The sequence below is a fragment of the Thermococcus henrietii genome (assembly GCF_900198835.1).
Taxonomy (GTDB): Archaea; Methanobacteriota_B; Thermococci; order Thermococcales; family Thermococcaceae; genus Thermococcus; species Thermococcus henrietii.
In genome coordinates, this window is the sequence record NZ_LT900021.1 from 2149761 (window position 1) to 2155760 (window position 6000).

At 53.5% G+C, this 6000-nt stretch carries 6 protein-coding genes and 1 tRNA gene; 1 reads left to right on the forward strand and 6 read right to left on the reverse strand.

Going from position 1 to position 6000, the window contains the following annotated elements; genetic code table 11:
- Nucleotides 1-401 precede the first annotated feature (401 nt).
- A tRNA-Gly gene (locus CS910_RS11745) sits at nucleotides 402-479 on the reverse strand.
- 13 nt (nucleotides 480-492) lie between these two features.
- The gene (locus CS910_RS11750; RefSeq protein WP_099212314.1) at nucleotides 493-1125 is read right to left on the reverse strand and encodes a class I SAM-dependent methyltransferase; all 633 of its coding nucleotides are present in this window, start codon (nucleotides 1123-1125) and stop codon (nucleotides 493-495) included.
- 58 nt (nucleotides 1126-1183) lie between these two features.
- Here CS910_RS11750 and CS910_RS11755 point away from each other — a divergent pair, with 58 nt between their 5' ends.
- The gene (locus CS910_RS11755) at nucleotides 1184-1819 is read left to right on the forward strand and encodes a hypothetical protein (RefSeq protein ID WP_099212316.1); all 636 of its coding nucleotides are present in this window, start codon (nucleotides 1184-1186) and stop codon (nucleotides 1817-1819) included.
- On the opposite strand, the gene CS910_RS11760 is transcribed toward CS910_RS11755, so the two are convergent.
- The 4 genes from CS910_RS11760 to CS910_RS11775 form a co-directional block, all read right to left on the reverse strand.
- Nucleotides 1784-3193, reverse strand: a complete 1410-nt coding sequence (locus CS910_RS11760) for a DUF2079 domain-containing protein (RefSeq protein WP_099212528.1) — start codon at nucleotides 3191-3193, stop codon at nucleotides 1784-1786. The two genes, CS910_RS11755 and CS910_RS11760, sit on opposite strands and share 36 nt — an antisense overlap.
- Nucleotides 3194-3221: 28 nt before the next feature.
- Entirely contained in the window at nucleotides 3222-3518 is a 297-nt protein-coding gene (locus tag CS910_RS11765; protein ID WP_042693335.1) for a DUF2103 domain-containing protein, read from the reverse strand.
- A 30-nt stretch (nucleotides 3519-3548) separates the two neighbouring features.
- Entirely contained in the window at nucleotides 3549-5255 is a 1707-nt protein-coding gene (gene arcS, locus CS910_RS11770) for an archaeosine synthase subunit alpha (RefSeq protein ID WP_099212319.1), read from the reverse strand.
- Nucleotides 5256-5260: 5 nt separating this feature from the next.
- The coding region (locus CS910_RS11775) for a coiled-coil protein (protein WP_099212322.1) at nucleotides 5261-6000 on the reverse strand (740 nt) is incomplete at its 5' end.

Genomic DNA, 6000 nt, shown 5'->3' on the forward strand with positions numbered 1-6000 from the left:
AGAGAAACCCCATCTTAAGCCCCTCTTAAAGATAATTCCCCCAAGAAAATGGCCGTTTAAGAGTGCAAACTCCTTAGAATTGCCCCTTAGTGGAATCACGAACCTTGGTCAAACTTCGCGCAGGCGAACAAACTTTGCAAAGCAAAGTTTGACCAAAGGAATGCCCTTCTTACCCATAGCAAAAAGTCAGTCGTGCACTGCTTAAGTACAACCGACACATGGGTTTAACTTTTAAATTAGTCATTCAAGCAGTTTCATATTTTTATCGACGCCCAAAGGGCGCCTTTAGAGAGTGAAACACTCATAAAGGAGCAAGTAAATAAAAACCCATTTCAAAACCAACTAATTCTCAGAAAAGCACTCAATCTTCCGCCAGCGCTTTCGTCAGAAAAGGGCTGTAATGGTGCGGTGGCCGGGATTTGAACCCGGGTTACCGGCTTGGGAGGCCGGTGTCCTGGACCAGGCTAGACTACCACCGCACGCCCGTTATTCTTAAGGGGAGGGAGCTTTAAAAGTTTTACTCTCAGCGGGCTTCCGCGCGACGATTAAACGGACGATTCCGCGGTAATAGCGCTCCTCGCACTCGATTTCAAAGTGCTTCGAGACCAGTTTATGCGTCTCCCTGAGGGGGTCGTCATCGAGGAGCAACTTCAACGGCAACTTCAGGGGAAGGAGAAAGAGGTAGTCGAGCAAAATCGAGTCGCTCTTCGTGTGCTCGAGGAAAATCGCCCTTCCCCCAGGCTTTAAAACGCGGAGGATTTCTCTCATCCCCATCTCGGGGTTCGGAACGGTGCAGAAGACGAAGGAGCTCAGAACTGTGTCAAAACTACCGTCGGGAAAAGGAAGCTTCTCAACGTCGGCAACCTCGAAACAGGCGTCCAGGTTAAGCCTTCTTGCGTTTTCCCGGGCGATTTCAATGACCTCGGGAACGGCATCAACGGCGCAGAGCTCAACGTCTTTTGGATAATAGCGCAACGTTTTCCCAACGCCAACACCGACCTCAAGGGTCTTCCCCCCGACAAAGGAAACCGCCCTCTCGCGCAGGGGGCAGAAGAACCTGTCGAGGGGTTTCTCGAGGGTCTCGTAGTGTCTGGCAATGCGCGAGTACTTCTCCCTGAACGACATGGCCTAACTTGGGAAGAGCTTTTAAAAAGTTGAACCCAAAGCCGGGCGGTGAGAGAGCATGCCGTACCTCGTCATAGAGCACCTCGAGGAGATAAGCGACTGGCTGTGGCTGGAGTACAAGCACGTGAGCGAGTGGTGGAAGGATAAGCTGATTTTCACCAACGTCCTGCCTGAGGAAAGGGAAAAACTTGCAAAGCTTGGGAGCGTCATAGGTGAAAGCGTCACGAAGTTCCCCTTTGACCGCTCAAAAATCATAGTCCTCGACCTTCAGGCGGAGGAAGAGCTGAAGCCGGAAGACATTGATGAGGACACGATAATAGTCGTCGGAGGAATCCTCGGCGATGCCATTCCGAGGGGAAGAACCAAGGAGTTCATAACGTCGAAGATGGAAGGCGTTAAGGTCAGGCACATCGGAAAACCTCAGTTCTCGATTGACGGGGCAAGCATAGTGGCCAAGCTAATCGCGGACGGCAAGAGGCTGGAGGAGATTGAGTACGAGGAGAACCCGACGATAAGGCTCGACGAGTTCAGCGAGATAACGCTCCACTATGCGGTTCCGAAGCTGGACGGGAGGCTTTTGCTCACGCCGGGCCTCATTGAGTTGCAGAAGAGGGAGCTCGGCTACACCGAGGCGGACGAAGAAATAAGCGATGAGGAGCTAATTGAGTTCTTTGAGGGGAAGCGGGAGCTTTAAACCCGACCTTGCGTACAGTTCAATTCCATTTTTTGAATAAACGAGAACGTAGTTATTCCTCACCATCTCCCTAAGTCTCTTCAGGTAGAGCCTCCCGTGATACGTCCTCACGTCCACGAACACCAAATCCGGCTTAATCCCTGCTGGATAAACATAGACATTCTCCTTAACCGCCAAGGCTGGATAAAAAGCAGGCTGGGTGTAAATTGAGAGGTTCGTCTTCAGAAGAACGTCTATAACTTCCCAAGCAGTTTTGTATCCGGGGAGCGGCTCAAGAATTGAATAGTAGACAAGAGAGAACGGCTCTTTGGGTGGAGTCTCCGCGATAGGCATAGTAGCCCACGATGTTATAAACCCAAGCACGAGGAGCACTGATAGAATCCTTTTGAGATGCCTGAATTCAAGCTCTTTCAGGACGTAGACTGTGCCCAGGAAGGAAAGCGGGACGAGCATGTAAGGATAATGGAAGCCGAAGGAGTACTGGCTGGCCCTTGAGGCGAGGAGGTTCTCAAGCCAAGGAAGGGTAAGGAGGACCCAGTTTCTCGGGAGGAAGAGTGGAAGGAGACCAAAGCTTAGATTAAAGAGTAAGAAGTAGGCAAGCTTTCTGCCGGTTAGATGGACGTGTTTGTAAAGACTACCGTAGATGTAGCCCTTCCCGAAATGGGGGATTATAAGCTTGATGACGATTACGCCGTAGAGCACGGATAGGGCCGCAAAAACAAGAAAGCGGCGGTTTTTCTTCAGTTCCTCGATGGAAAAGCCATCGCGAAAGGCCCACCACAGCGAAAGCGAAGCCACGCCGAGAAACGTGTCTTCCTTCACTGAGAGCAAGATGACCGAGGTTGCGAAAAACTCACGTTCCCTGCCGTCAACGAGGAGAACTGCCGCAAGAAGGAAGAGCGGAACCGCGAGGGAAACGGGGTGAAACTCAAAGAGGTTGATTCCAATGAGGGAGGAGTTGAAGGCGTAGAGCCCCGTCAGCGCGAGCGCCAGCCTCTCGTTCAGAACCTTCTTGGCGAGGAGGTAAGCGAGGAAAACTGACGTGCCGAGTGCAAGACTCTGAACCACGAGAAGGGTCTTCGCGGATGGGAATAGCTTGAAAAGGGGAATAAGGGCGTACATTATCGGCTGGAAGTGAACACCGAAGTGGCTGGTAACGCCGTGAACCTGCCACTCCACAGTGTTGAACCACGGACGACCGTGGAGGAAGCCCGCGAAGGACTGCGTAAAGATTCCAAGGTCAAAGCTGGTGTAGCGGAAGTATTTGAACTTAAGGAGGCTAAGATGAATCATAACGAGCGAATAGAATAGGGCTATGAGAACCGCAGTAATGTCGTAAGCTGATAACCGGGTTTTAAATTTGAGGTTCACCATCATGAATAGTTAAAAACCGAACTTAAAATTATTTCGCCCACTCATCAGCAAGATGCTTTATCTCTTCGCGAACCCTGGCCCGGTCGGCCTTGTCAACGACGAGAAAAACCTCTTGAACGCTCCCATCGCTCTTGGCGACGAGCTTAAGGCCGGTCTGCGTTTCCCGCGTCACCTTAATCTCAAATCCCCGGGAATCGCTTGCGTAAATCCTGCCCGGGATTACCTTCTTGACGCCGGGAATCGAGGCTATCTCCTCGAGAGGTTTCTCAAGGCCCTTGAGGAAGTGGTGCTCCCTCTTGACGCCTTTGCGGAAGTACTTGGGCATGAGAAAAGGTAGGGGAGGAACTTTAAAATTTTAAGCCCGCTTCCTCACCTTGACGGCGACGCCCTTCTTTGCCCTAATCATTTCCTCTCCCGCGAGAACGGCCTTGCCGACGCCGACTACCTTCTCGTCCCTCACGACACCAACTATGTCGTCAGGACGAATCCTCTCGTCGGCCTCGTTCACGCCGACCGCGAAGACGTCGCCGCGCAGGTCGAAGTCAATCTTCACCCAGTAAGCTTTGAGCGAGTCGTAAATCCTCTGCATTCCGAAGGGCGTGACGCTTATGACGCCATCCCTGAAGGTTCCCGTCTGCTGGTTTTCAACGAAGAGGCGGAGCATCTTTGAGCCCTTGACGTGGCCGTTATCGGGAAGGACGGCCTCTCCTGCTCCAGCGCCAAAGTAGAAGTCGAAGACCTTCCTTATGTTCTCGAAGTAGCGGTAGGTTCTGTCCTCCTTCGTCCCCTCAAGGTGGAACTCCCTCAGAGTCTCGGTGAGAGAGTTCAGGCTTTCCTTGCTCGTCGTTCCGTTCTCAACGCGGGTGAAGATTATCTCCCTGCCCGAGAGCTCACTTGCGAGCCTCGCTATCTCGACGTAGGCCTCGTCGAGGTGCGCTACTATCGGAACGTCCTTCGGGTACTTCTCGAGGGTCTTCGCGAGTAGCTCTGCCGCAGGTTTGATTTCCTCCTCGCTCCAGTGGCCGGTGACGACTATGTCGTACTTCGCCAGCCACTCCCACTCCCTCGGAACGACACCGAAGGGGGAAGTGAGGATTAGCTCATGAACCCTGGCCGTTCCGGAGCCTAAAGCTTCCTTCACGGCGCGCCTGTAGAGGGTGTGCGAGCGGGAGAAGGAGTAGGGCTTCTTGGCCGAACAGGGGAAGAGGAGGACCAGCTCGGTGTTCTTTGGAGGGGTGAAGCGCTCGAGGACGCGAGAGTGCCAGCGCTTAACTTCAGGCCTCCTGATGGAGGCGTCGCTGATGAAGTAGACCGTCTCCTTCTGAATCGGCGTGTACTTCTCGAGGTAATCGGCGTGCTCCAAATCCGCTATGCGGAGAATTCCCGCGTGGTACTGGGTGTAGAACAGGTTCTCCACGAGGTAACGGAGCTTACCGGTTTCGAGGGCCTTCCTCACGAGAAGGATAGTTTCTCTCGCGAAGTCGAGGGAGTTGGGTTCTTTGCCCCAGAGGAACGGGCTGTACTGGGTGAAGCCCTTGCCCTCGAAGTCGTAGAGCTTGAGCGAGCGCGTGTCGAAGGCATCGACGCCGAGATAAACGGCGAGTGGGTAGAAGAACGGCTCCAAATCCGCTATAATCATGACGTTGGGGAACCTCTCACGGAGGGCGCGGAGGATTTTAACGAAGTAGCGGTACTCCTTGACGAGGATTTTGGAGTTGCCGAGGTAGACGGCATCGAAGTTGTAGCGCTCGATTATCTTGAAGAACTTCTCGAGGTACTCGGTTCTCCTCAGGGCTGGCAAATAGAAGGCGTTGAAGCCGTCATAGTTAACGCTCCACAGCCTTCCAAGAGCCTTCTCAATGACTTCCGCCGGTGTGTAGAAGCCGAGCGGGATTGAAGGAGCTAAGTTGAAGTCGTAGTCGCCGGGCTCGCTGGGGTGGAAGAAGGAGTTGAAGGGGGAGAGCGTGAAGTCTACCCCTGCCAAGGCGGGGGTCCTGAAGGAGTAGTCTCCTAAGCGAACTAACCCCAACCTTCCAGGCCCTTCGTGTTTGATGACTTCCATGGGCATCACACGAGGTTGTAGCGCTGGAGGAGCAGCAGCTCGTCGAGGGTGAGCTTCTCACCGCGCTTGAACTTCTCAAGGGCCTCAACTGCCCTCTCGAAGCTGGCGTCCTTCTTGGCGCGCATTCTCGCGACGAGCCTGTAAGCTATGAGCTCCTTGTGCTTCTCGTCGTACTCGCGAATCTTCCTCTCGATTTCCCTGAGCTCCCTTCTGACTTCCCTGACCTTCTCGCGGAGCTCGACGACCTTGGCGTGGTACTCGTCGGCCTCCTTCTTGACCTCGTCGGCCTTGTTGAAGGCCTGAATCATCTGCTCGTGGTACTGCTGGCTCTGGTTGGCGAGCTTCTGTATCTCAAGGCTTATGGCCTTCCTGGCCTTCTTGAGCTGGTCAACCTTCTTCCTCGTCTCGACGAGCTTCTTGTGGAACCTGTCGGCCTGCTGGATTATCTCAAGCTCGGTCGCGAGAACCTGTATCTGGTCGACTATCTGCTTCTCCCTCTCAGGGGTGATGTTCGGGTTGGTCTGGAGCTCCCACTCGAGCTTCTCTATCCTCTCCTGTATCTTCTCGGGGCTCATCTTGAGCCTTCTGAGCTGGTTGTACTCGTCCCTCTTCGTCCTGTACTCCAGGATTTCCTGGTAGAGGAGGTCGAGCTTGGCGTTGATTTCCTCCCTGTTCTTCTTGAGCTCCTTTATCTTCTGGTTTATCTCGTCCCTCTTCGCCTTGTACTCCCTGCCCTTCTGCCTCA